Raw genomic sequence first — 23,207 nt, 5'->3', positions numbered from 1 at the left:
ATTATTACTGATTACTTGGTGACGGCTGCCAGCGGCTTATCAGTGGCGGAACTGCTCAGTGCGGCTGCAATGCCGTTGGACATTTTTCGCATCGCCTCGCCGAACGTTGGTCCATTCATGTACTGCACCTCGAAGTTGCTGCGTTGGACCGCAGTCTTGAAGGCTTGCGTCTGCATTGCCTGCCGCAAGTGCTCATTCAAGTAGGCATAAATGTCATCTGGAAGCCCCGCCGGTGCGACGATACCCTTCATATTTTCAAGATAGATGTCGTAGCCTAGTTCTTTCAGCGTCGGTACATTTGGCAAGCCGGGATAGCGGTCATTCGAGGACAGCGTCAGCGGCGTCATCTTGCCGCTGTCGATCCACGGCTTGAGTTGATCCGGCGAGCCCAGCGCAATTTGGATCTGGTCGCCCAATAGCGCGGTCATCACGTCTGCGTCACCCTTGTACGGCACGTGGAAAGTGTCGATGCCGACGGCCTTGTTGACCATCAGCATCATCGAATGAGTCAGGCTGCCGACGCCGGACGTTCCATACGACAACTTGCCAGGATTGGCCTTGGCATAGGCAACCAGATCGGCGAACGTCTTGATCGAGCTGTCGCCCTTGACCGCCATCATCGTTCGCAGACGGATGACATGCGCCACTGGGCGAAAGTCTTTCGCCAGGTCATACGGCACTTTCTGGTGATTCGGTAATGAGGTGCTTTCACTGCCGCCGGCAACCAGGAGGGTATACCCGTCTGGCTCGGCCCGCGCGACTTGGTCGGCAGCGATAACACCTGAGGCTCCTGGCCGATTGACTACCACGATGGGCTGGGGCATGACGTCCTTGGCGCCGGCCGCGATTGCCCGCGCAATGACGTCGGTACCGCCGCCCGCGCTGAACCCGACGATGAGCTGGATGGGTTTGACCGGTTCCCACGCGTAGGCATGAGTCGATATGGCCCCGCAAACTAGCAGGCAGGTGCCGATGAGTTTCAGGCGCTTCATATTGTCTCCTTCAATTTTTTCGAGATGTTCCCGGCAGGCGAACCGGAGCAGCGCCTCAGAGAGAGGTCGTGCCTCGAACAATTGCTATACATTCGACGGTGCGTCGCCATCCAGCAACATTGCCATTTGACGAATGATAGGGAGATGGAACCCGGCTGTCCTATGCCATTTCGGACTCGGGGTATAGCTACTTGTTAAGCGGCAGTCAGCCGTGCAGTTCCGTCAATATTTCGATGAACTTGTCGACGTGCGTAATGGGCCGTCCAAAGACAGAACGCACGATGCTGGGCGCCAATGGTATTTCCTCGGCCAGCGGACGCACCTGCAGGCCCGGCCATGCTCCGCCGCGCGCGGTATATTCGTCCACGATCGCGGTTCCGATTCCGGCGCGTACCAGCGAACACGCGATTTCGGTCTGCAGCACAGTGATACGACGCGTGAGTTGCACGTCAGCCGCCTCGAACGCGGCCGTGATCATCCGGCCGAACTGAATGCTCTCGTGATGGGTGATAAGTGGATACTTGACCAAGTCGGAGACGCTGACCACTTCCAGCGCCGCGAGCTCATGGCCATCAGGCACGACGCACACCATGCGCCCCCTGGCGAACGACTCGACCTTCAGATTCGGGTGTTCGAGCGGCAATACGGCGACCACCAGATCCACCTTGTTGCTCAGGACTTCCGCTGCCATAGTGTGCAGCAACGACGTATGGTAATTGATGCCGATGCGTGGATAACGTTCGGTAAAGCGGGCGATAGCGGTGGGAACCATCGAATAGCTCAGGCCCGGGCTGGATGAAAGATTCAATGTGCCGGTCGGGCCCATGGAAAGATCGGTTGCGAAATCGTCTACGCGCATGGCGTTCTGATAGAGCGCATCCACTTCACGAAACAGCGCCTCGCCTTCGAACGTGGGAATTAGCTTACCCTTCGTACGATTGAACAGCTTGAAGCCCAAAGTCTGCTCGGTATGCGCAATCATGCGGCTGACGGCTGGCTGTGAAACGAACAGCATCTTGGCCGCCCCATTTATCGAACCGGCCACCATGACCGCGCGAAAAACTTCCATCTGGCGCAAGCGGAATTTCATGTTATTGACTCGACGAAAGGTGCCGGTCTCAAACGGCCGACTTTATGTGGTCACAGCTTGAGGTAACGCATCAATAGAATTTCGCATCGTAACACCGCGCAACGTGTGGACCTGGCTACGGCAGGAATATCCCGTCGCCGTCTTTCAACACCAGCATTCGATAGAACTAGCCACTCTCGTATACCGCAATGAACGTGTACGCCCCTGCCAGCTGAGCGGCGGGCGAATATGAAATTGGATTAATTGCCTGCTCGTCCGTTTCCTCGTGCGCACCACTGGACTTGATCTGCCTGCCTGAATGGCTGCACGCCTGGAACCGTATCGCGCGCGCACTGCACAAACGCCCGCGCGACAGACGAGACATGCCCACGTGGCCATGTCAACCATACTTCGACCTGTTCGGCCACATCGCTCAAGGGCACGTAGCAGACCGAGCGGATCGACAGCCTGCGCAACGAGGCCGGCACCAGCGCGACGCCAATGCCGGAACTGACCAGCCCCACCGTGCTTTCTATCTGCTCGACTTCTTGGGCTATCTTGGGCTCGAAGCCGGCTTTGCGGCACAAATCCAGCACCTGCTGGTGCAAGCTTGGTGCCGGACTGCGCATCAGCGTGATGAACGGCAAGGGCGCGAGTTCGGCCAACGCCAGTGCCTCCCTGCTTGCAAGGGGGTGCCAATCGGAAATCGCGCATACGAACGGCTCGAAAAACAGCCGTACTGTCTCCAGCTGATCGTTTTCGGGCTCCACGCGCACAAAGCCCACATCGATGTCTCCCGCGATGATGGCGGGGATTTGTTCGCGCGTCGTCATCTGGCGTATGCGCAGGTCCACCAGTGGATAGGTGTGCTTGAACATGCGAATGATGCTGGGCAGCAGTTCATACACGGTGGAGCCGACATGCGCGATCGTCAATTGCCCGGTGGCGCCGTCCTGCGCACGCCTGGCCCGGCGCGCGCCCAGCTCCAGCTCCTGCAGCGCCACCTTGGCGGCCTCGCAGAACAGCCTGCCGGCGGGAGTGAGTTCGGCATTGCGCGTATTGCGGATCAGTAGCGTCAGGCCGAGTTCGCGTTCCAGTGTCCTGATGGCGCGGCTGAACGGCGCCTGTTCGATATGGCAACGCGCTGCCGCCCGAGTGAAATTCAGCTCTTCGGCCAGCGTCACGAAATAGCGGACATGCCGCAGATTCATCCGACTTCTCCAGCGATCTTTCCGGCCTGGACCAAACTGGCCAGTATGCGGCCCCGTCCCAGTGTCATCCATACGGGGAAACCTTACACCCCGGACACATGCCGCCTGCGCCGCATCGGCGGGCCATTCATACCGAAACGGTCCGAATCACGACCAATTTGGCATCAATCGCCAGCGGCATGGCCGATAGCATGCCTTTCAGCAGTTATCGCAATCCACATCGAGGGGAAGCCCATGTTGAAGGTGCCTGTTCTTGCGGGAATATTCATCGCCGCCCTGGCCACGCCCGGAGCACAAGCCGGCACCTATCCCGAACAGCCGATAAAGCTGGTGGTGGGATGGCCGCCGGGCGGCGCTACCGACGGCAACGCGCGCCTGCTGGCCCAGGCCCTGGGCAAACGGCTGGGCCAATCCGTGATCGTCGAGAACCGGCCGGGCGCCGGCGGCTCGATTGGCGGCGCGGCGGTGGCCAAGGCCACGCCCGACGGCTACACCTTGGCTTACATCTCCAGCAGCAACGTGATCACATCACTGCTGCTCAAGCAGCCCTCTTATGGCGCGGGCCGCGACCTCGAGCCCGTCTCGCTGGTGGCCGCCGAGCCCCTGGTCCTGCTCGTCGGCGCATCGTCGCCAACCCGCACCCTGGCGGAATTCATCGACCAGGCCCGACGCAAGCAGCAGGGCCTGAACTACGCCACCACCGGCAAGGGCGGCATCCTGCACCTTGCCGGCGCCGCGCTGGTGCGTAATGCGGGATTGACCGCCGTGGACGTTCCCTACAAGGGCACCTCGCCGGCCATGACGGCCCTGATGAGCGGCCAGGTCGACTTCCTGTTCGGCACCTTCAGCGACGCGCTGCCCATGATCCAGGGCGGGCGGGTCAAGGCTCTGGCGATCGCCGCCGAATCGCGCTCACCGTTGATCCCGGATGTGCCGACCCTTACCGAAGCCCTGGGCCAACCCGACGCCGAGCGCGGCACGTACCAGGCCGTGCTTGCACCCAAGGGCACGCCACAGGCCATCGTGCAGCGCCTGTCGGCCGATATCGACACCGTACTCAACGACGCCTCGATTCGCGAACGGCTGGCCGACCGCGGCGTTACCCCCGTGGGCGGACCGCCGCAGGTGCTGGGGCAGCGGATCGAAAGCGAACTGGACCAGCGCGGCCGGCTTATCGGCGAGCTGGGCATCAAGGCCAACTGAACATCAACGTGCGCGCCATCGGCACTGACCGAAGCCATCGCACCCAACTGCAGGAGCCCGCATGGCCAAACTCGCCGATGGCACCCACTTGTATCCGGTCAGGAAGCGCCAGCGCTACGGCGAACGACCCGGGTTCAAAATCACCGAGCTGATCCTGGAATCCGGCCAGGAGGTGCCATGGCACCGGCATACCACCGTCATCGACACGTTCTATGTGATCGAAGGCGCCCTGCGCGTGGCCGCCACCGAGCCGCAACAGGAGGTCGTGCTGGGCCCGGCCCAGACCTTCCAGGTGCGAGCCGGGCGACCGCACCGAGTCACCAACGCGGCCGACACGCCGACGAAATTCCTGGTGATCGGGGACGCACAGGGAGCCGGCCTCTACGACTTCGAGCCGGTGGCTGCGCCCGGCGACACACCCTGGCTCGCGCCGTCGCGCTGAGCCCGATTCATTACCAACCATACGGAGCCACCATGACCACACATCGAATAGCCGTCATCCAAGATGGACCGGTGCCTGGCGACGCCATGGCTACTGCTGAGAAAATGGGCCGGCTGGCCGCCACGGCAAAAGCACAGGGTGCCGAGCTCGCACTTTTTCCAGAGGCCTTCGTAGGCGGCTATCCCAAGGGAGCCGATTTTCATATCTTCCTGGGCGGGCGTACGCCCCAGGGACGCGCACAGTACCAGCGCTACGCCGAAACCGCCATTGCCGTGCCCGGCCCAGTGACCGAACGCATCGGGCAGATCGCTGCCGAACTGGAGATCTTCATCGTCGTCGGCGTGATCGAGCGCGACGGCGGCACGCTGTACTGCACGGTCCTGTTCTTCAGCCATGAAGGCGAACTACTGGGCAAGCACCGCAAGCTCATGCCCACTGCCCTGGAGCGCCTGCTGTGGGGCTTTGGCGACGGCTCGACCTTTCCTATATTCGACACGCCATTGGGCAAGCTGGGAGCGGTGGTCTGCTGGGAAAACTACATGCCGCTGCTGCGCATGGCCATGTACAGCAAACAGATCCAGATCTATTGCGCACCCACGGCCGACGACAAGCCCACCTGGGTATCCAGCATGCAGCATGTCGCCCTGGAGGGACGCTGCTTCGTCCTGTCCGCCTGCCAGCACTTGCGCGGCAAGGATTTTCCGCCCGAGTTCCACAACGCCCTGGAAATCAACCCCGATACCGTACTGATGCGCGGCGGCAGCTGCATCGTCGACCCGATGGGGCAACTGCTCGCCGGACCCGTCTACGATGAAGACGCCATTCTGCTGGCCGACATCGACCTATGCGCCATCACCCGGGGCAAGATGGATTTCGACGTGGTCGGGCACTATGCACGCCCGGACATTTTCTCGCTGACCGTGGACGAACGGCCCAAACCCCCAGTCACCACGCTGAAGGGTTGAATAGCGCGAGCTTGCCTCGCCCCCCTGCGTAGTGCATGGCTGGAATGTCCGGTACCATGCAGCGTGGCTGGCGCCGCGCGCATAGGGCAGCCGCGTCCAATCGACAACGAAAATGGGGCAATCCGTGAAACGCTACACCGGCATCCTGCTCGGCATCTTCCTGCTCGCGCCTTCCGCGGCCACCATGGCCGCCGATCAGTGGCCCACGCAGCCCATCCGCTTCGTCGTGCCGTTTCCGCCAGGCGGCCCTACCGATCTCATGGCACGGCTGATTTCCAAGCCGCTGTCAGAGAAACTCGGCACCAGCGTCATCGTCGAAAACAAAGCCGGCGCCGCCGGCAATGTCGGTTCGGCTCAGGTGGCCAAGGCCGCGCCCGACGGCTACACCATCCTGCTGGCGGCGAGCGGCAACATGTCGGTGAACCAGACGCTGTTCAAGAACCTGCCGTACGATCCCATCAAGGATTTTGCATCCATCATCCAGATATCCAGGTTCCCGCTGGTGCTGGAAGTGAACCCGGCGTCCGGCATCAAGACGGTGCCCGAGTACATCGCCTACGCCAAGGCCAATCCCGACAAGGCCACGTTCGGCTCGGCCGGCAACGGCTCGCCACAGCACCTGGGCGGAGAGCTTTTCAAGACACTGACGCAGGCGCCGCTGCAACATATCCCCTACAAGGGCGCAGGCCCGGCGCTCAACGACCTGATCGGCGGGCAGATCCTGAGCATGTTCGACATTCTCGGCAGCTCGATCCAGCACATCAATAGCAAGCGGCTTACGCCGATCGCCATCACGACCAAGGCGCGCTCACCGCTGCTGCCCGACGTGCCCACCATCAGCGAGTCCGGTTTGCCGGATTTCGACTATTACGCGTGGCACGGCATCGTCGCGCCAGCGGGAACGCCGCCCCAGGTGATCATGCGATACAACACGGCGCTCAACGACATCTTCGCCGATCCGGCATTCCGCGCCCGCTGGGAAGCCATCGGCAGCGATGTGGTGGGCGGCACGCCCGATCAATTCGACGCACTGGTGCGCTCCGAGGCTGAACGGCTGGGCGGGCTGGTGCGCGCGCTGGATATTCAGCTCGACTGACCCCGGTCGACATGAATCAGGCCCCGAACGCATCAAGCCGCGTCGATGCTGACCCGTCCCGATTGCACCAGTTCCGATATCGCCTTCACCTCGGCGACCAAGCTCTTTTCCAGATTGCCCGGCGTACCACCAACCGGCACGAAACCTTGTTCCACCAGTTTGCCGCGCACATCGGCATCGGTCAGCGCCTGGTTGATGGCGCGATTCAGGTCCGCCACCACCTCGTCCGCAGTACCCGCGGCTACGTAAGTGCCGAACGCGATCTCGGCCTCGAAACCTGCGAAACCCGCCTCGTCCGCCGTGGGCACATCGGGTAGCCGTTCCAACCGCCCGGCGCTGGTCACCGCCAGCGCCCGCAGGCGGCCCGACTTCACGTGCTGCTCGGCCGCCGCGACCGTGGCAAACACCACCTGGATCTGCCCGCCCAGCAGATCGGTCATCATCGGCCCCGTGCCGCGATACGGCACATGCAGCATGTCGATGCCTACCTGGCTGCGGAACCGCTCCGTCGCCAGATGCTGCGGCGTCGCATTGCCCGGCGACCCGAAAGTCAGCTCGCCGGGCGAGCGCTCGGCCAATTGCACCAGTTCCTGCAAAGTCTTGGCAGGCACCCCGGGATTGACCGCCACCAGGTACGGCGAACGCGCGATCATGCAGACAGGCTTCAATTCATCATCGATCTGCGACAACGGACGGCTGTAATACCGGACCGACGGCACCAGCCCCGAGAACAGCAGCGTATTGCCGTCCGGCGCCGACTTGGCTACATACTCGGCGCCCACGATGCCGCTGGCACCGGGCTTGTTCTCCACCACCGCCGTGCGGCTCATCTGCTGTTCCAGGCGAAAGCCCAGCGCGCGCCCCAGCACATCCGTGCCGCCGCCCGGCGGAAACGGCACGATCACATGCAGCGGCACGCCCGATGCCGACGCGCGCGCCGCGCCCAGGCTGGCCGACGCCCCCAGCGCTATCAGCGCGGCAAGCATTTGTCTGCGTTCCATAATTTGTCTCCTCTCGTTTTGTCGTGTGGACGGATCACGCTGCCCGATCGCCAGCACCTTCACCCAGGAATGCTTTGAGCGCGCCAGCCACTCGCGACGCGTTCTCCACCGGCAGCATGTGCTTCTGGTCCGGCACCACATCCACCACCGCGCGCGGAATGGCTGCCGCCAGATCTGCCGCCATGCGCGGCGTCGAACCGGGATCGAGCGCGCCCGTCATCACCAGCGTCGGACACGCAATGAGCGGCGCGGCCTCTGGCAATATCTCGTCGCCCGACGCGAACAGGCGGTAAGCCGCCAGGAAATCCTGCTGCCGATTCGCCAGCAGCCGCTGCGTGAAAGCGGCCACGCGTCCGGGCCGCGCCTGCCCGAACGCCGGTGAAAACCAGCGCTCGATGGAACCCCGCGCCGCGGCCTCGCGGTCAACGCCCTCGGCCTGCCGCAGGCGCGACTGCACCGCCTGGCGTTCAGCCGCGTCGCGCTGGAACACCGTGCTCATCAACACCAGCCGACTCACCTGGGCGGGATGACTTGCCGCAAAGCACCCTGCCACCAGCCCGCCCATCGAGTAGCCGATCACGCAGGGCCGCCGCAGCCCCTGGCCTTCGATCACCGCGGCCAGTTGCGCCACATACGCGTCCAGGCCGGGCTGTCCATCCGGCAGCGGCGTCGCGCCGTGGCCCAGCATGTCGTAGCGGATTACTTCGCAGGCACCATCCAGCGCCTGCGCCAATTCGTCCCACATGCCCAGGTCCAGGCCTACCCCGTGGATCAACACCACCGGTTCGCCCGACCCGCTGCGTGCCACACGCGTCGGTATCGTCATGCCTTCCCGCCAGGCTGCGTGCCCAGTTCCTGCATGTCTTGATAGCGGTCGCCGATGCGATGATGCGGCCGCCCTCCCACGCTGGCACCCAGCGCCACCACGATCTCGCCGGCGGCAGGCGCATCGGCAATCGTGGCCTGGACAGTGAGGTAATGCGATCGCATGCCCTCGTCATTCTTATGCATCATCGGCACCACGATCGGGCAACCCATCGGGCCCCGCGAATTGGTGAAGCTCAGGTAACTGGTGCCGCCCACGGCATCCCGGTACTTGTTGCCGAACCTCAGCGTGTGGATCAGCGCCGACGCGTGTTCGACCTCGCCATCGGCTCCCACCACCGCGGCCTTGCCATACCCTTCGACCCGCTCGGCCGATCCGGCGTGGCGCAGGACTTCGCGGACGAGCAAATCGCCCAGCGGCGGCGCGATGCGCAAGATCCCCGGCCGCAGGTCTTCCGTGAACGGCACGCCCGCCCACGGGTTCTTCACCACGGCGGCGCACAGGACCATCAACAACGGCCTGGCTGCCGCCTTGCCCCCTTCAATGTGCGTTTCCTCGATATAGGAAACGACTTTGCGTACTTCCAATGCCATGCGGCCTCCCTGGTTTATAGGGTTATGGTCGGGCGCGAGGAAAGTTTTGGCAAACCAAATTAATCGAAATAAAATTTAGAAAACCCAAATTCATGGCCGGCCCATCATGGAACCCTTCAAGATCCAGCACCTGCGGCAATTTGTCTCCGCGGTCGACAGCGGCAGCTTTCTGGCGGCGGCGCGCGCCACCTTCCGTTCCCAGGGCGCCGTCTCGGCCGCCATGGACGACCTGGAACGCCAAGTAGGCGCGCCCTTGTTCGAACCCGGCAAGCGCGCCCTGCCCACGCCGCTGGGCCAGAGTTTGCTGCCGCTATTCCGCGAATTGCTCGCCGTGCACGACCGCGTTCGACTGGAAGCCAACGAGCTCGCGCAAGCGCGGCAGGGATCGGTCGCCCTGGCCGTGATGCCATCGCTGGCCGACGAATGGCTGCCCGACATCCTGGACCGCTACGCGCGCCAATGGCCGCAAGTACGCCTGCGCGCCGTCGACATTCCATCGCAGGCAGTGCGCCAGATGGTGCTGAGCGGCGAGGTCGACATCGGCATCGCCGGCCTGCTGGCCGACGACCCACGGCTGAACTTCCGGCCTCTGGTGCATGACGAATTCGGCATCATCTGCCCCGCGTCGCACCGGCTGGCCGATCTGCCGCAGCCGGTGGATTGGGAGGCGCTGCAAGGGGAACGCCTGATCGGCAATGCCACCTTCGAGGCGCTGCGCCATCCCGGCATACCGCCCTGGGTCACCGACCCCAACATGGTGGTCACCAATCGCGCCTCGCTGATTGCCAGCGTGCGCTCCGGGCTGGGCGTCACTATCCTGCCCATCCTGGCGCGGCCAGCGGCCAGGTACGAACTGGCGTTCGTGCGGCTGCATCAGCCGGTTATTGCAAGAACGGTGGGATTGGTGACCAGGCCGGGCCAAAGCCTGTCGCCGGCAGGGCAGTCGATGTATGGGTTGCTGGTGGAGCTGATGGGAGCGTTGGCGCGGGAGCGGGGCGGGAAAGTGGTGGACAGCTTTGGAACGCAGGAAAAGAAGCTCAATAAACAGAGAAAATCTGATTCATGAATTGAGCAGCTACCGGGACCCAGCCCGCAGCAGGGATCCGTCGAGCTACGCCGATTCCAGCCGCTTGCCCTCGCCACTACCCATCAAGCCTTCCAGCCATCGCTGCGCATCCAGCGCCGCCATGCACCCCGTTCCCGCGCTGGTGATGGCTTGCCGGTACACACTGTCCTGTACATCCCCGGCGGCGAACACTCCCGGCACAGAGGTTTGTGTCGCCAGGCCCTGCGCGCCGCCCTGGGTCTGGATATATCCATTTTCCATAACCAGCTTGCCCTGAAGAATGCCGGTGTTGGGCTTGTGCCCGATGGCAATGAACACGCCATCGACATCCAGCGTCTCTTGCGTGCCGGTCTGCGCATGACGCAAGCGCACCCCGGTGACCCCGGACGCATCGCCCAGCACCTCGTCCAGCTCATGGAACAGCTTCAAGCGAATGGCGCCCGCCGCCTGCCGGCCCAGCAACCTATCCACCAGGATGGGTTCGGCGCGGAACTTGTCGCGCCGGTGCACCAGGGTAACGCTGCGGCATAGCCCGGCCAGATACAGCGCTTCTTCCACCGCCGCATTGCCGCCGCCCACCACGATTACATCCTTGTTCCGGTAAAAGAATCCATCGCACACCGCGCATCCTGACACGCCGCGCCCCATGAATTCCTGCTCGGACGGCAAACCCAGATACTGCGCGGCCGCCCCGGTGGCAACAATCAGCGCATCGCAGGTATAGCTGGCCCCGCCATCCCCCTTCAGCAAGAACGGTCGCCGGGACACATCGACCTCGACAATATGGTCCAGGACGACCTCGGTATCCAGGCGCTCGGCATGCTCTTGCAACTGCTGCATCAATTGCGGCCCCTGTATGCCTGCCCCATGGCCCGGCCAATTCTCGACATCGGTCGTGGTCATCAACTGCCCGCCCTGGGCCATGCCGGTAATCAGCATCGGCCGCAGATTGGCGCGCGCCGCATAGATGGCGGCACTGTAGCCAGCCGGGCCGGAACCCAGGATCAGAACCTTGGCATGCTTGCTCACGCGTATCCTCCAGAACCCTGTTTATGCCTGTGGTTGAATATGCGCGGCTTTCACAATGACGCCATACCGCTCAGACTCGGACTGGCAGAACGCCGCGAAACTCTGCTGCGATCCGCCCAGCGGGTCCGCCCCGGCCTGCAACAGCTTTTCCTTCACGGCCGGGTCGGCCAGCACCTTGTTCAGTGCCTCGTTCAGCTGGGCAACGATGGCGGCGGGCGTACCGGCCGGCGCCCACACCCCATACCAGGTCGTGATGGCGAAGCCCTTCAAGCCAGACTCATTCAAGGTGGGCAGTTCCGGCGCCACTGCCGACCGGACCGTCGACGTCACGCCCAACGCCCGCAACTTGCCGGTACGCACGAAATTGATGGACGAAGGCGCGCTATCGAACATCATGTCCACCTGTCCGCCGATCAAGTCTGTCAGTGCCGGCGCGCTGCCGCGGTAAGGCACATGCATCAGGCGCACGCCCGCCATCTGGCCGAACAACTCGCCCGCCAGATGACCCGGCGCGCCCACGCTGGACGAGGCGAAGGTCAGCGGGTCATTTGACGTCTTGGCCTGTTGAATCAGCTCTGCCAGCGAGTTCGCCTTGATCTTGGGCGACACCACCAGTATCTGCGGCGTGGACGCCAGGCCCACGATGGGCACGAAGTCTTTCAGCGGGTCGAAGGGCAGGTCCGTCTTCAGATACGGGTTGATCACATGTCCGGAATAATTCAGCAACAGCGTATAGCCGTCGGCCGGCGCGCGCGCCACCTGGCCCGCGCCGATCACACTGCTGGCGCCCGGCTTGTTATCGATGACCACCGTCTGGCCCAGGTCTTCGGACAGCTTCTGCCCCACGACGCGCGCCACGATGTCGGTCGGCCCCCCCGCCGGAAACGGCACGATCAGGGTAATCGGTTTGTTCGGATAGGCCGGCGCGGCGGATACCGGCACGGCCTGCACAGCGGCCGCCCAGCCCAGCAGCAGGCCCGCCGCGAATTTGATGGCTTTCATGTCTCGCTCCTTTGAAGGCTATGGTTATGGTGTTGCGCCTGCTCAGCGGGGTCGGGCTTAACTACATGCCACGACCCGCTGTTCAATCAATCGGTCGATCTCGGCCGGCGTCATGGCCAGCAACTCACCCAGCACCTGCCGCGTATCCTGTCCCAGCCCCGGCGGCGCATGACGGTATTCCACCGGCGTGCGCGACAAACGAATCGGGTTCGCCACCGAGGGCACATCCCCCTTCTCTGCCGACGCAATCGACACCTGCGCCTGCCGGTGCACCACCTGCGCATCCGCAAAGGCCTGGGCTATGGTGTTGATCGGTCCACACGGCACACCGGCCGCTTCCAGGGTTTCTATCCAGTAAGCCGTGTCGTGCCGCGCGATGGCCCCGGCGATCAGGGCGACCAGATCGTCGCGATGCGCGATCCGCGCCGGGTTGGTGGCAAAGCGCGCGTCGTCCGCCCATTGCGCCTGACCGCAGGCCTGGCAGAAGCGCTTGAACTGCAGATCGTTGCCCACCGCCAGGATCATGTAGCCATCGCGGGTCCGGAAATCCTGGTACGGCACGATATTGGGATGCGCATTGCCCAACCGGCCCGGCGCCTTGCCGCCCACCAGGTAATTCATGGCCTGGTTGGCCAGGCTGGCGATCTGCACATCCAGCAGTGCCACGTCCAGATGCTGCCCCTGTCCGGTGGCCCGGCTTTCCATCACGGCGGCCAGGATGCCGGTGGCGGCATACATACCCGTCAGCAAGTCCGTCAGCGCCACCCCCACCTTCTGCGGCCCCGCGCCCGGCAACCCGTCGGGAACGCCGGTAATGCTCATCAGCCCGCCCATGCCCTGGATCAGGAAGTCGTACCCGGCACGCTGCGCATAAGGCCCTTGCTGCCCAAAACCCGTAATCGAGCAATAAACCAGGCCAGGGTTCAAGGGCGCCAGGTCTTCATGCGACAACCCGTAGCGGGCCAGGCTGCCCACCTTGAAATTCTCGATCAGCACATCGCAGCGGGTCGCCATATCGCGCACCAGGGCCGCGCCTTCTGGCCGGGAAAAATCCACCGCCACCGACTTTTTGTTGCGGTTCGCGCTGAGAAAGTAGGCCGAATCCTGCTCGACGCCAGACGGCGTGCTGCGCCAAGGTGGACCCCAGGCTCGGGTATCGTCGCCCATGCCGGTACGTTCAACCTTGACCACCTCGGCCCCCAGGTCCGCCAGCGTCTGCGCGCACCAAGGCCCGGCCAATACCCGCGAAAGATCCAGCACCCGTAATCCGGATAGCGCGCCCATGCCCTGCCCTCGCCCATGAACCCAAGTGGATGAAACCTGCCGTGCCGGCCGCACCGCCTGCGCGGCACAGCCAGGCAGTCAATCGGGCGTTCTATGGGATTCCAGGTATTCCAGCGCCGCGCCGCTTTGCGAGCCCTGCCATATCGCCTGCGCTTGCGGCAGAATCTGCGACACACGGTGCGCCACTTCTTCCATGGTGATCGAACTGACCGGATGCGCAATGATGATGGGCTCAAGCTCATGCATGCCCAGGGCTTCGCGCGTCAGCACTGTTTCTTTCACGAACTCGGTAGTCACGATCACCGCCGTCGGCACGCCCTGCTGTTCCAGCGCAATCGCATCGCGCAGGCAACCAGATGTGCAAGACCCGCAATCGCCGATGGCGGTCAGCACGATGTCGTTTTCCGCGATGATCTGCTCGATCAATTCCGGCGCCGCGTCTTTCGAGAAGCTGTGTTTCACGTAGTAATTCACCGCCGCGAAGTCGATTTCGCTGCGCAGCGCCTCGATAGAGCCGCGCAATAGCTTGTTGGCGTTCCACTTCGAATTGTCCAGCACCCCCAGCCGCAAGCCATCCAGGCCCTGGCGCCGCTTGGCCGTGGGCAGCGCCACCGAACGGATCACCCCGCGCGGATCATAGACACGAACCTGGCCGTTTTCTGCTTTCATCAACATGGTGGTCTCCCGATTAGAGTGAGCAAGTACCGCTGGAGCAGTCCGGGCCTTCCGGCGCGGCCGCAACGTCCACCGGCCGAAGCACCGGCGTACTCATGTGCCCCCACCCTGGAATCACCGCCGAGAACCGCCCCGCCTCGCCGCCCATCACGAACAAATGGATGTTGTCCGGGCTGTGAATAATCGGAATACGCGTGTCATCCTCGCGCTTGTACCACTTGGGCAGATTGCGGTTGTAGACCTTGCCGTAGCGATGGCCGTAAGCCAGATCGATGAACCGGTTGCCGTGGTTCATGAAGATGTAGTTGCGTATATCCGCCCGGTTCCAGCCGTGCTTTGCGATGGTGCGGGCGTGCTCCAGCCCCAGCGCCACCGCCATATGCCCGCCCAGCACTGCCGTGTTGGAAGCAATCGTGCTCATGGCCGAGCAGATCGTGTCCAGGATTCCTTCGGGGTCATTGGACACATGGTTGGTGGCGCTATGCGGCGCCTCTGCCGCAATTGCAAATACCGTGGATTCTTCCGGCTTGTAGCCGTGCTCTACGTGATACGGGGCCAGCGGGCTTTGTGCTTCGTTCTCGGCCACGCAGTAGGTGTACTTGCCCGGATGCCCCAGCGTGCTCTTGTCCAGGTCCCCCGGCCAGGCTCCGCCCACGTTCAACATCATCAGCCGCACTGCCCGGCCTATCGTTGCATTGGCCCGGTTGCCCGACCCAAAGGCATTGGCGCCGCCGTTCATGCCCAGGGCCTGGGCGATGGGCCCATTCACCACGATCAAGGGCGAGGCCACATGCGTGGTGGCCTGCACGCCGTTCAGGTTGAACGCCGCATCCGTCAGGGCCAATATCGCGGCGCGCACCACTGGCGCGTATTCCGGCTTGCAGCCCGCCAGTACCATATTGATGGCCAGCACCTCGCGCGTCAGTTCCCCCCAGCGCGGGGCGACCTTGCATTCCACGAACTCCGGATCGCCGCCCAGCGCCTGCACCACGGCGTCGATCTTTTCCTGGGTCGGCGGCACTACCGGCAGGCCATCGCTAAAGCCCTGTTCGTAGTAGTACTCCACCAGGTCTACGTTCCCATCGACCCGGCTTTCCTGCATGGCTGCGCTCATTTTCCTGCTCCTTGAAGGGAATGAGCTGATCTTAAAGATTCGATTTATTATTTCCAATCTGAATCTATTAACCAAGATAATTGTCGAACCGACATAAATAGGTCGCGCTGCTGGGGCTGCCATTCGTCATCGACTTTGCTTTGCGAGCCATCGCCATGATCCATCCAGACCAGTTAGATCTCAGCGCCAGGGAACTGCTTGCGGTGAAAACCGTGGCCGACTACGGCAGTTTCAACGCCGCGGCCATCGCTCTGCAGATGTCCCAGCCAGTCCTTACCCGCACCGTGCAGCGCGTAGAGCGCCTGGTGGGCCTGACCCTGTTCAATCGCACCACCCGCAGCGTGGAAATCACCGAAGCGGGCAAAGAGTTCGTCGCCCTGGCCGAGCGGGTGCTGAACGATATGCAGATCTACCTGAAGGCCGTGCAGGGACGTTCTGCGCAGCAGCGCGGGCAAGTGGTGATCTCATCGGTGATGTCGGTGGCGTGCACCGTGCTGCCTTCCATCGTGGCGCGCTACAAGCACGAGCATCCGGGGGTGGATATACACGTCTATGAAGGTGTGCATGGAAACGTGATCGAGAGCGTCAGGTCTGGGGTGGCGGATATTGGCTTGACGTATCTGGACGATATTGCTTCGATCTTTACCCAGAAGCCGTTGAGCACACAGTATTTTCACGTGGTGCTGCCAAAGGGGCATGCGCTTGAAAAACACAAGCAGGTGTCCTGGAGTGCCGTTCAGAACCAGCAGATGGTGTCGTTACCGTCGGATTCGCGAACGAGGCGGTTGATTGATGCGACGGCGGTGACGGCGGGGCTGGACCTGGCGCACACAATTACGGTGACGCAGTTCACGACGATGATGCAGTTTGTGGCGAAAGGGGTCGGAATCGCAATCGTGCCAGAGGGAACGTTGGCGGATGCGCTGAGCTTGGGGTTGTCGGTCAGGCCGTTGATTCGGCCCAGGGTCAGCCGCGTGTTGGGGTTGGTGACGTTGAAGGCTAGGGAGCAGACGCCGGTGGTACACGCCATGACTGGCCAGATCGAGCAGGAATGGCGGCGCTGACACCTTGACTGATCCGTTCCCCCGCAACTCAGGCCACGGCCCGGGGCGGCGTGCGGCTTCGCCGCCAGTGGCAGGCCAGTGCGATCAGCACCAGGCCGAACCCCACCCCATCGGCCAGCGCGCCCGGATACACCAGGGCAAATCCGGCAATGCAAAGCAGAACGCGCTCGAACACCGTGGCGCGCACCAGCAACCACCCTTGGAAGCCCACGGCCAGCGCGAAAATGCCCACGGCGGCCGTTATCGTCACTTCCGCAATCGACCACCAGCTCGCGGCCGCCAGCGCCTTGGCCGAGCCCATCAGCAGCAGCCCCTGGCCGCTGGGGTCCAACACGAAAATGAACGGCACCAGAAATGCCGGTATCGTGTATTTCCAGCATTGCATGGTGGTCTTGTATGGATCGCCACCCGTAATTGCCGACGCCGCGAACGGCGACAATGCGGTGGGCGGCGACACTTCCGACAATACCGCGTAGTAGAAAATGAACATGTGCGCGGCGAAATCGGGCACGCCCAGCTTGATCAGTGCGGGCGCGGTAATAACGGCGCAAATAATGTACGAGGCGGTCACCGGAACCGCCAGGCCTATCACCCATACCACCAGCGCGGTATAGATGGCGGTCAGCAGCAGCGAGCCACCCGCGTAGTCGATGACGATGCCGCTGAATTTCAGGCCCAGGCCCGTCAGTGTCACTACGCCCACGATAATGCCGGCACCTGCGCAGGTCGTGCCCACGCTCAGCATGCCAGTCGACCCCGCTTTCAGCGCCTGGATCAACGGCGACTGGAAAAAGAGCTTCGATATCGACCCCTTGCCGCGAAACAGGTCATAGGAAACCATAGCCGTGTCGGGACGCAGGAAGCTGGTCAGGAAAGACACGACGGTGGCCCAGAACACCGACATGACAGGCGAAAACCCCCACATCATGAATGCCACGATGGAAATCAGCGACAGAAAGTGGAACCAGTAATGCCTGGTCAGGTTCCATACCGTGTCGACCTTCTCGAAGATCACGTTGCCCATGCCGTACTTGCGTACGTCTATCCCGACCATAAAGAACAGCGCAAGATAAAACAGCGCGGTCGGGATGATTGCCATCAGCAGCACATCCAGGTACGAGATCTTCAGGAACTCGGCAATGATGAACGCAGCCGCCCCCATGACCGGCGGCGAAATTATCGCGCCCAGGCCGCCCGCGGCCAGCAGCCCTCCTGCGGCGTTGCGCTCGTAGCCCACCTTGGCCAGCATCGGCCACGCCACCGTGCCCAGCGTGACCGTAGTGGCCACGCCCGAGCCTGACGGCCCACCCAGCAAGAACGACGCCAACACCACCGTGCGTCCTGCGCCGGCGGGCTTGCCGCCCATGGCCGAGAACGAAAAATCGATGTAGAACTTGCCCGCGCCCGAATAGTGCAGGAACGCCCCGAAAATCGTGAACAGAATAATCAGCGAAGACGACACGTCCACGGCAACGCCGTATATGCCCTCAAGCGTCATGTACATAAAGCCGACGATGCGGTCGATACCGTAACCCTTGTGCGTCCAGGGATGCGGCAGGTATTTCCCAAGCACCGCATAGGCCAGGAAGCAGATCGAGATAACGGGCAATATCCATCCGATCGTGCGGCGCATGCACTCCAGCACCAACAGGATCAGCGCCGCGCCGAATACGATGTCCCAGACATTGGGGCTGGTATTGCGGTCGGTGAATTCATCTCCGCCCATGATCAGGTACACCGCCACGGCAACCGCCAGCAGCGCCGCTGCCCAGTCCCACCACATGATGCGATGCCGGAACCGCTTGCTGACGGGGAACATAAGGAAGGACAGGAACAACACGAATGCCACGTGTATGGGACGCAGCATCTGCGTCGGCACGATGGCATAAGCGGCATACATGTGGAACAACGACATGGCCACCGCCACGGCGGCCAGGAATATGCCCAGCCGGCCGCCCAGGTGATTGGCGGCGCCCTCTTCTTCTTCGATGTATTGCTCGGCCTTGCGCAAGGCCTCGTCGCTGACGGCGGCCGTGGAGGTCGGTTCCGCAGATACGTTCATGCTGGGGTCCCCTGGATGGAGTTCGGGCTTTGCGTGCCTTGCATTGCCGTGGGGCGAGCCATGTAAAAACCCCAACCGCGCGGGTTGGGGCAAGGCTTAATCGAGCTTGACGCCTTTCTCGGTGAAATACTTGACGGCGCCCGGATGGAACGGAATCGGCGAAGCCGCCGTCTTCTGGTTCTCGAGCTTGAATTCGGCCGTATCCTTGTGCACCGCAATCAGGTCGTCGCGACTTTCGAAGATGGTCTTGACGATGTTGTACGCGGTCTGGTCGCTCATTTTCTCGTTGGCAACCAGGATATTCATGACCGTGGCCTGCTTGTTGTCCTGGTCCATGCCGCGGTAGGTGGCCTTGGGAATCGTATCTTCTATATACAGATCCCCATACTTCTTGTTCATGGCCCCGACCAGGTCCGCGTTGTCTATCATCTTTATCTTGGTGCCCGGTGTATTGGCCAGGTCCGTTACCGCCGCAGTAGGCAGGCCGCCCACCCAGAAGAAGGCGTCGATCTTGTTGTCCTTCACGGCGTTGACCGACTCGGCAACGCCCAGCCGTTCGCGCTCGACGTCCTTGTCCTTGTCCAGCCCCGCTGCCTCCAGCATGCGAAAAGCCATGACTTCGGTCGCGCTGCCGGGCGATCCGGTGGAAATGCGCTTGCCCTTCAGGTCGGCAATCTTCTCGATGCCCTTCCCATCCACCGTTACCACATGCATGCGGTTGGGATAAAGAATCATCAGAGTGCGCAGAGGCACCTTGTGGTCCTTGAATTTGTTCTCACCCTTGTAGGCATCTTGCGCGGCATCGGACATGGTCAGCCCGATATACGAAATATCTCCGTCGATCAGCTTCAGGTTATCCACCGATCCGCCGGTCACCTCGGCAGTGGCCTCCATGCCGGGTACCTTCTTCGATAGCATCGAAGCAATACCACCGCCTATCGGGTAATAGACGCCCCCGGTGCCGCCAGTGGCGATCGAGATATTCTCGGCCGCCGCGGATTGAAAAAGCCCTGAACACAAACACAGCAGGAACGCGAAACGTCGTATTGAAGTATTCATTCTGTCTCCTGGGTACGCTTTTTGATGTTGCGCTGCGATTGCGAAACGATTTTTATGATGCGATCAGGTGCTGCGTATACCTCGGGGTGTAACCCGCGTAGACAGATACGTCAATCAGAGTTTCCTGCTAGTACCCGGCGCATTCAAGCCAGGGCGTGGCTTGACGATTACCCCTCAGCCCCCCGCCACCGCCCCTCCATCCAAGCCCCCGAGGCCACCGCCTTGCGCGCCTCGCCGACCAGCACATCCACCGTGCAACGAACCGCCCGTGTCGTCGGCCGGTTCGTCGGCAATGCCAGGACAATAGTGCGCGTAATATCCGGGTCAGCCAGGGGTGCGCCCTTCAGCTGGTGCTTGCGAAGATCGTCCGCCACTGCAATCGGCGGCAGAATCGTCAACCCGTGGCCGCCCAGCACCAAACTGCGCTGCACGCTCAAGGCATTGGTCTCTACCGAAACATCCAACGTGACATGAGCCACGGCGCACGCATGCTCGACCAGCGTGCGAATGCCATGCGGTGCACTGGGCAGCACCAGCTTTCGGTTGGCCAGGTCAGCCAGCGGCACTGGCCGATCCGGACGCAGCGGGCTGTTCTTCGGGCCTATCACCCATAGCGGCTCTTCGATCAATGGCACGGTCTGGATATCGGCCGTGCGTTCGGCACCGTACAGCAAGGCCGCATCCACCTCGCCCATGACCAGCCAGCGCTGCAGCGTGCCCGCATAACCCATTGCGATGCGAACCCGTATGCCGGGATACGCCGCCGCCACGGCAGAGGCCAGCGGACTGGACAGCATGTCGATGCTGCTGGGCAGCAGGCCCAGCGTGACCAGCCCGGTAACGCCTTGCCCGACACCGCCGATCTCGACGCGAGCCCGATCCAGTTCCAGCAAGGCCCGGCGCGCGTATCCGACCAGGACTTCGCCAGCTTCGGTCAACACCATGCCGCGGCGCTCTCGCTCGAACAAGGGCGTGCCGATGTCTTCCTCCAGCAAGCGTATCTGGCGCGACACGGCCGGCTGCACCAGGTTCAAGACCTCGGCCGCCCGTGTCACGTTGCCCATTTCGGTCACGGTCAGGAAAGCACGCAGCTGCTTCAAATCCATCTTGCTATGCCTCGATCAAGAAGTGTGATGGAACCATGCAAATTCTCTATTTCAGATAACTAGCCATCACATTTTATGATTTATCGGTCCTTTAATACATGCCCTTGAACCTACTGCGATTCAACCATGAGCCAACCATCAGCTACGGCTCCTGCCTGGCAGGAAGCTGTTTTCAAAGTACTCAAGCAAGGCGGTGTCAGGCAGATTGCCTACGTGCCGGATGCGGGCCATTCCCATGCCATCCGCAGTGCCATCGCCGACCCCGACATCGAAGACATCGTGCTGACCACCGAAGAAGAAGGTGTCGCCTTGACCTGCGGAGCCTGGCTGGGTGGCCAGCGGGCCGTACTGCTGATGCAAAGCAGCGGCGTGGGCAACTGCGTCAACATGTTCTCGCTGCTGCAAGCCGCTGATTTTCCGTTCTTCACGTTGGTCACCATGCGCGGCGAGTATGCCGAGTTCAATCCCTGGCAGGGCCCCATGGGCAAGGCCACGCAGGCCGCCCTGGAACTGATGGGCATCCACGTGCTGCGCGTATCCCATCCGGACGAAACCGAGGAGATCGTCAGCGCCGGTTTCGACGCTGCATTTGAGGCCGGCGAGAAAGTCGCCGTGCTGCTAAGCCAGAATCTGATCGGGCGAAAGAAATGGGAGCGCAATTGATGAACCAGGCAACACAACGGCGAGCCGATCGCCGCGAATTCGTGGCCCGGCTGTTGGCGGGCGTTCCCGATGCGCTGGTGGTCACTGGCCTGGGTTCGGCGTCATATGACGTGTTCGCCGCCGGCGACCGCGACCACAATTACTACCTGTGGGGAGCAATGGGCGGCGCCACGCCCGTGGGACTGGGCCTGGCACTGGCCCAGCCCGACAGGCCCGTACTGGTCATCACAGGAGACGGCGAACAACTGATGGGCGTCGGCAGCCTGGCAACGATCGGTGCCAAGCAACCGAAGAACCTCACCGTTGTCGTGCTCGACAACGGTCACTTCGGCGAAACCGGCATGCAGCGCAGCCATTCCAGCCTGGGTACCGATCTGGTGGCGGTGGCCAAGGGATTCGGCATTGCCGACGCCTTCGCCACCGACTCGTTGGCGGGCTGCGATGACGTCATTCGCCGGATCCAGGCACGCACCGGCCCGGCTTTCGTGCAGGTCTTCATTGAAGCTGACGAACCGCCCCGCGCACTGCCGCCGCGCGACGGCCCCTTCATCAAGAACCGTTTCCGGGCCGCCCTGGGGTTGCAGCCGTTCTGATCCCCGCGGCCCTGGCACGGCCTTATTCAAAAGAGCATCGCCACGATGCCTAATCAGGAGACAAAACCATGAAACCGACCATGCGCCGGCTACTGTGCACGTTCACGGCAGCCGCTGCCCTATCCGCAACTGCGCCCGCCCTGGCGGCCTATCCCGATCAGCCAGTCAAGCTGATCGTTCCCTGGCCGCCCGGCGGCTCGGGCGATGCGGTTGGCCGGCAAGTGGCCGAAGCGCTGTCGGCCGGCCTGGGCCAGACCGTGTATGTGGAAAACCAGGCTGGCGCGTCCGGCACGATAGGCGCCGCCAGTATGGTGCGCGCGCAGCCCGACGGCTACACATTGTTCCTGGCCAGCAGCTCGACCAACTCTGCCGCCCCCAACCTGCTTGCCAAGCTGCCTTACCACCCCGTCGACGACTTTGTGCCGATCACCTTGGCCTCGGTCGTACCCAGCGTACTGATCGTCTCGGCCAAATCGCCCTACCAGTCGGTCAACGATTTGATCAATGCAGCCAAGGCCAGGCCCGGCCGGATGAGCTATGGCTCGGGGGGGATGGGCAATTCCGGCCATTTGTCGGCGGCGCTGTTCGCATACACCGCGGGCATCCAGGCCATGCATGTTCCCTATAAGGGAAACGCGCCGGCCACGGTCGATCTGCTGGGCGGACAGATCGACTTCATGTTCGACAATAACCCGGTGGCGCTGGTGCAAGGCGGCAAGGCGCGTGCACTGGCCACCACGGGCGAGAAGCGCAGCGCGGTCTTGCCAGAAGTTCCGACATTCGGCGAGCTGGGCTTGCCGGGCGTGCACCTGGTTACTTGGTTCGGCCTGGCGGCGCCCAAAGGGACACCCAAGGCGGTTGTCGACAAGATCTACACAGCGCTGGAAAGTGGTTTGGCGAAAACGGACGCCGGCAAACGCCTGTCGAGTCTTGGTGTGGAAGTCGAGACCCAGCCACCCGCGAAGTTCCAGGTTTTCTGGAAATCGGAACTGGATCGCTACCGAGATCTCATCAAAATGAGCGGTGCGAAGGCGCAGTAGGCACTGAAGGGGCGACCGCACCCCAAGCTTCACCCCACCCTATAACCACCCA

At 62.6% G+C, this 23,207-nt stretch carries 23 protein-coding genes; 9 read left to right on the top strand and 14 right to left on the bottom strand.

The features are described from left to right. Window positions 1–11: 11 nt before the first annotated feature. The 3 genes from KW845_RS10225 to KW845_RS10215 form a co-directional block, all read right to left on the bottom strand. Complete coding sequence (locus tag KW845_RS10225) at window positions 12–992, bottom strand: tripartite tricarboxylate transporter substrate binding protein (RefSeq protein ID WP_218369117.1); 981 nt, start codon at window positions 990–992, stop codon at window positions 12–14. 205 nt (window positions 993–1,197) lie between these two features. Then, window positions 1,198–2,082 (bottom strand): LysR family transcriptional regulator, encoded by an 885-nt coding sequence (locus KW845_RS10220; RefSeq protein ID WP_218369116.1) that lies wholly within the window; start codon window positions 2,080–2,082, stop codon window positions 1,198–1,200. A 239-nt stretch (window positions 2,083–2,321) separates the two neighbouring features. Further along, complete coding sequence (locus KW845_RS10215) at window positions 2,322–3,272, bottom strand: LysR family transcriptional regulator (protein WP_218369115.1); 951 nt, start codon at window positions 3,270–3,272, stop codon at window positions 2,322–2,324. 234 nt (window positions 3,273–3,506) lie between these two features. Between KW845_RS10215 and KW845_RS10210 the strand changes: the two genes are divergently transcribed. The 4 genes from KW845_RS10210 (at window position 3,507) to KW845_RS10195 (ending at window position 6,978) form a co-directional block, all read left to right on the top strand. Further along, window positions 3,507–4,475 (top strand): tripartite tricarboxylate transporter substrate binding protein, encoded by a 969-nt coding sequence (locus tag KW845_RS10210; protein ID WP_218369114.1) that lies wholly within the window; start codon window positions 3,507–3,509, stop codon window positions 4,473–4,475. Between the two features lie 61 nt (window positions 4,476–4,536). Continuing rightward, window positions 4,537–4,917, top strand: coding sequence for a cupin domain-containing protein (locus tag KW845_RS10205; RefSeq protein ID WP_218369113.1), 381 nt, complete (start codon window positions 4,537–4,539; stop codon window positions 4,915–4,917). A 32-nt stretch (window positions 4,918–4,949) separates the two neighbouring features. Then, window positions 4,950–5,882 (top strand): carbon-nitrogen hydrolase family protein, encoded by a 933-nt coding sequence (locus KW845_RS10200; RefSeq protein ID WP_218369112.1) that lies wholly within the window; start codon window positions 4,950–4,952, stop codon window positions 5,880–5,882. Between the two features lie 124 nt (window positions 5,883–6,006). Beyond that, a complete protein-coding gene (locus KW845_RS10195; RefSeq protein WP_218369111.1) occupies window positions 6,007–6,978 on the top strand; it encodes a tripartite tricarboxylate transporter substrate binding protein in 972 nt (323 codons plus the stop codon). Between the two features lie 32 nt (window positions 6,979–7,010). Here KW845_RS10195 and KW845_RS10190 read toward each other — a convergent pair whose 3' ends face one another. The 3 genes from KW845_RS10190 to KW845_RS10180 are packed head-to-tail and all read right to left on the bottom strand — an operon-like array spanning window position 7,011 to window position 9,398. Then, window positions 7,011–7,979: a tripartite tricarboxylate transporter substrate binding protein gene (locus KW845_RS10190; protein ID WP_218369110.1), complete on the bottom strand. Its 969-nt coding sequence runs from the start codon at window positions 7,977–7,979 to the stop codon at window positions 7,011–7,013. Window positions 7,980–8,013: 34 nt separating this feature from the next. Beyond that, window positions 8,014–8,805, bottom strand: coding sequence for an alpha/beta fold hydrolase (locus KW845_RS10185; protein ID WP_218369109.1), 792 nt, complete (start codon window positions 8,803–8,805; stop codon window positions 8,014–8,016). Next, window positions 8,802–9,398 carry an amino acid synthesis family protein gene (locus KW845_RS10180; protein WP_218369108.1) on the bottom strand — a complete coding sequence of 199 codons (597 nt, stop codon included), beginning with the start codon at window positions 9,396–9,398 and terminating at the stop codon, window positions 8,802–8,804. The genes KW845_RS10185 and KW845_RS10180 overlap by 4 nt, the downstream gene beginning before the upstream one ends. Before the next feature lie 106 nt (window positions 9,399–9,504). Between KW845_RS10180 and KW845_RS10175 the strand changes: the two genes are divergently transcribed. Continuing rightward, window positions 9,505–10,464, top strand: coding sequence for a LysR family transcriptional regulator (locus tag KW845_RS10175; protein ID WP_255592528.1), 960 nt, complete (start codon window positions 9,505–9,507; stop codon window positions 10,462–10,464). Between the two features lie 45 nt (window positions 10,465–10,509). Here the strand turns inward: KW845_RS10175 and trxB are convergent, their stop codons facing one another. The 5 genes from trxB to KW845_RS10150 all read right to left on the bottom strand — a co-directional run bounded on the left by trxB (window position 10,510) and on the right by KW845_RS10150 (window position 15,568). After that, complete coding sequence (gene trxB / locus KW845_RS10170; RefSeq protein WP_218369982.1) at window positions 10,510–11,499, bottom strand: thioredoxin-disulfide reductase; 990 nt, start codon at window positions 11,497–11,499, stop codon at window positions 10,510–10,512. Window positions 11,500–11,514: 15 nt separating this feature from the next. Further along, complete coding sequence (locus KW845_RS10165) at window positions 11,515–12,495, bottom strand: tripartite tricarboxylate transporter substrate binding protein (protein ID WP_218369107.1); 981 nt, start codon at window positions 12,493–12,495, stop codon at window positions 11,515–11,517. A gap of 57 nt (window positions 12,496–12,552) precedes the next feature. Beyond that, entirely contained in the window at window positions 12,553–13,779 is a 1,227-nt protein-coding gene (locus tag KW845_RS10160) for a CaiB/BaiF CoA-transferase family protein (protein ID WP_218369106.1), read from the bottom strand. A 78-nt stretch (window positions 13,780–13,857) separates the two neighbouring features. Then, entirely contained in the window at window positions 13,858–14,454 is a 597-nt protein-coding gene (locus KW845_RS10155) for a UGSC family (seleno)protein (protein WP_255592527.1), read from the bottom strand. A 13-nt stretch (window positions 14,455–14,467) separates the two neighbouring features. After that, window positions 14,468–15,568: a hypothetical protein gene (locus KW845_RS10150; RefSeq protein ID WP_218369105.1), complete on the bottom strand. Its 1,101-nt coding sequence runs from the start codon at window positions 15,566–15,568 to the stop codon at window positions 14,468–14,470. A gap of 155 nt (window positions 15,569–15,723) precedes the next feature. Between KW845_RS10150 and KW845_RS10145 the strand changes: the two genes are divergently transcribed. After that, window positions 15,724–16,632, top strand: a complete 909-nt coding sequence (locus KW845_RS10145; RefSeq protein WP_218369104.1) for a LysR family transcriptional regulator — start codon at window positions 15,724–15,726, stop codon at window positions 16,630–16,632. A 28-nt stretch (window positions 16,633–16,660) separates the two neighbouring features. On the opposite strand, the gene KW845_RS10140 is transcribed toward KW845_RS10145, so the two are convergent. The 3 genes from KW845_RS10140 to KW845_RS10130 form a co-directional block, all read right to left on the bottom strand. Beyond that, window positions 16,661–18,694, bottom strand: coding sequence for a TRAP transporter fused permease subunit (locus KW845_RS10140; protein WP_218369103.1), 2,034 nt, complete (start codon window positions 18,692–18,694; stop codon window positions 16,661–16,663). A 96-nt stretch (window positions 18,695–18,790) separates the two neighbouring features. Beyond that, on the bottom strand, window positions 18,791–19,753 hold the full coding sequence (locus tag KW845_RS10135) for a TAXI family TRAP transporter solute-binding subunit (RefSeq protein ID WP_218369102.1): 963 nt from the start codon (window positions 19,751–19,753) through the stop codon (window positions 18,791–18,793). 167 nt (window positions 19,754–19,920) lie between these two features. Beyond that, window positions 19,921–20,859: a LysR family transcriptional regulator gene (locus KW845_RS10130; RefSeq protein ID WP_218369101.1), complete on the bottom strand. Its 939-nt coding sequence runs from the start codon at window positions 20,857–20,859 to the stop codon at window positions 19,921–19,923. 126 nt (window positions 20,860–20,985) lie between these two features. Here KW845_RS10130 and KW845_RS10125 point away from each other — a divergent pair, with 126 nt between their 5' ends. The 3 genes from KW845_RS10125 (at window position 20,986) to KW845_RS10115 (ending at window position 23,155) form a co-directional block, all read left to right on the top strand. Next, a complete protein-coding gene (locus KW845_RS10125; protein WP_218369100.1) occupies window positions 20,986–21,522 on the top strand; it encodes a thiamine pyrophosphate-binding protein in 537 nt (178 codons plus the stop codon). Then, a complete protein-coding gene (locus KW845_RS10120; protein WP_218369099.1) occupies window positions 21,522–22,115 on the top strand; it encodes a thiamine pyrophosphate-dependent enzyme in 594 nt (197 codons plus the stop codon). The genes KW845_RS10125 and KW845_RS10120 overlap by 1 nt, the downstream gene beginning before the upstream one ends. Window positions 22,116–22,183: 68 nt before the next feature. After that, window positions 22,184–23,155: a tripartite tricarboxylate transporter substrate binding protein gene (locus tag KW845_RS10115; protein ID WP_218369098.1), complete on the top strand. Its 972-nt coding sequence runs from the start codon at window positions 22,184–22,186 to the stop codon at window positions 23,153–23,155. The last annotated feature ends 52 nt before the right edge of the window (window positions 23,156–23,207 follow it).

The organism is Bordetella sp. BOR01 (assembly GCF_019218885.1).
Lineage (GTDB): Bacteria > Pseudomonadota > Gammaproteobacteria > Burkholderiales > Burkholderiaceae_B > Bordetella_A.
This window is presented reverse-complemented; position numbering and strand designations above follow the sequence as displayed.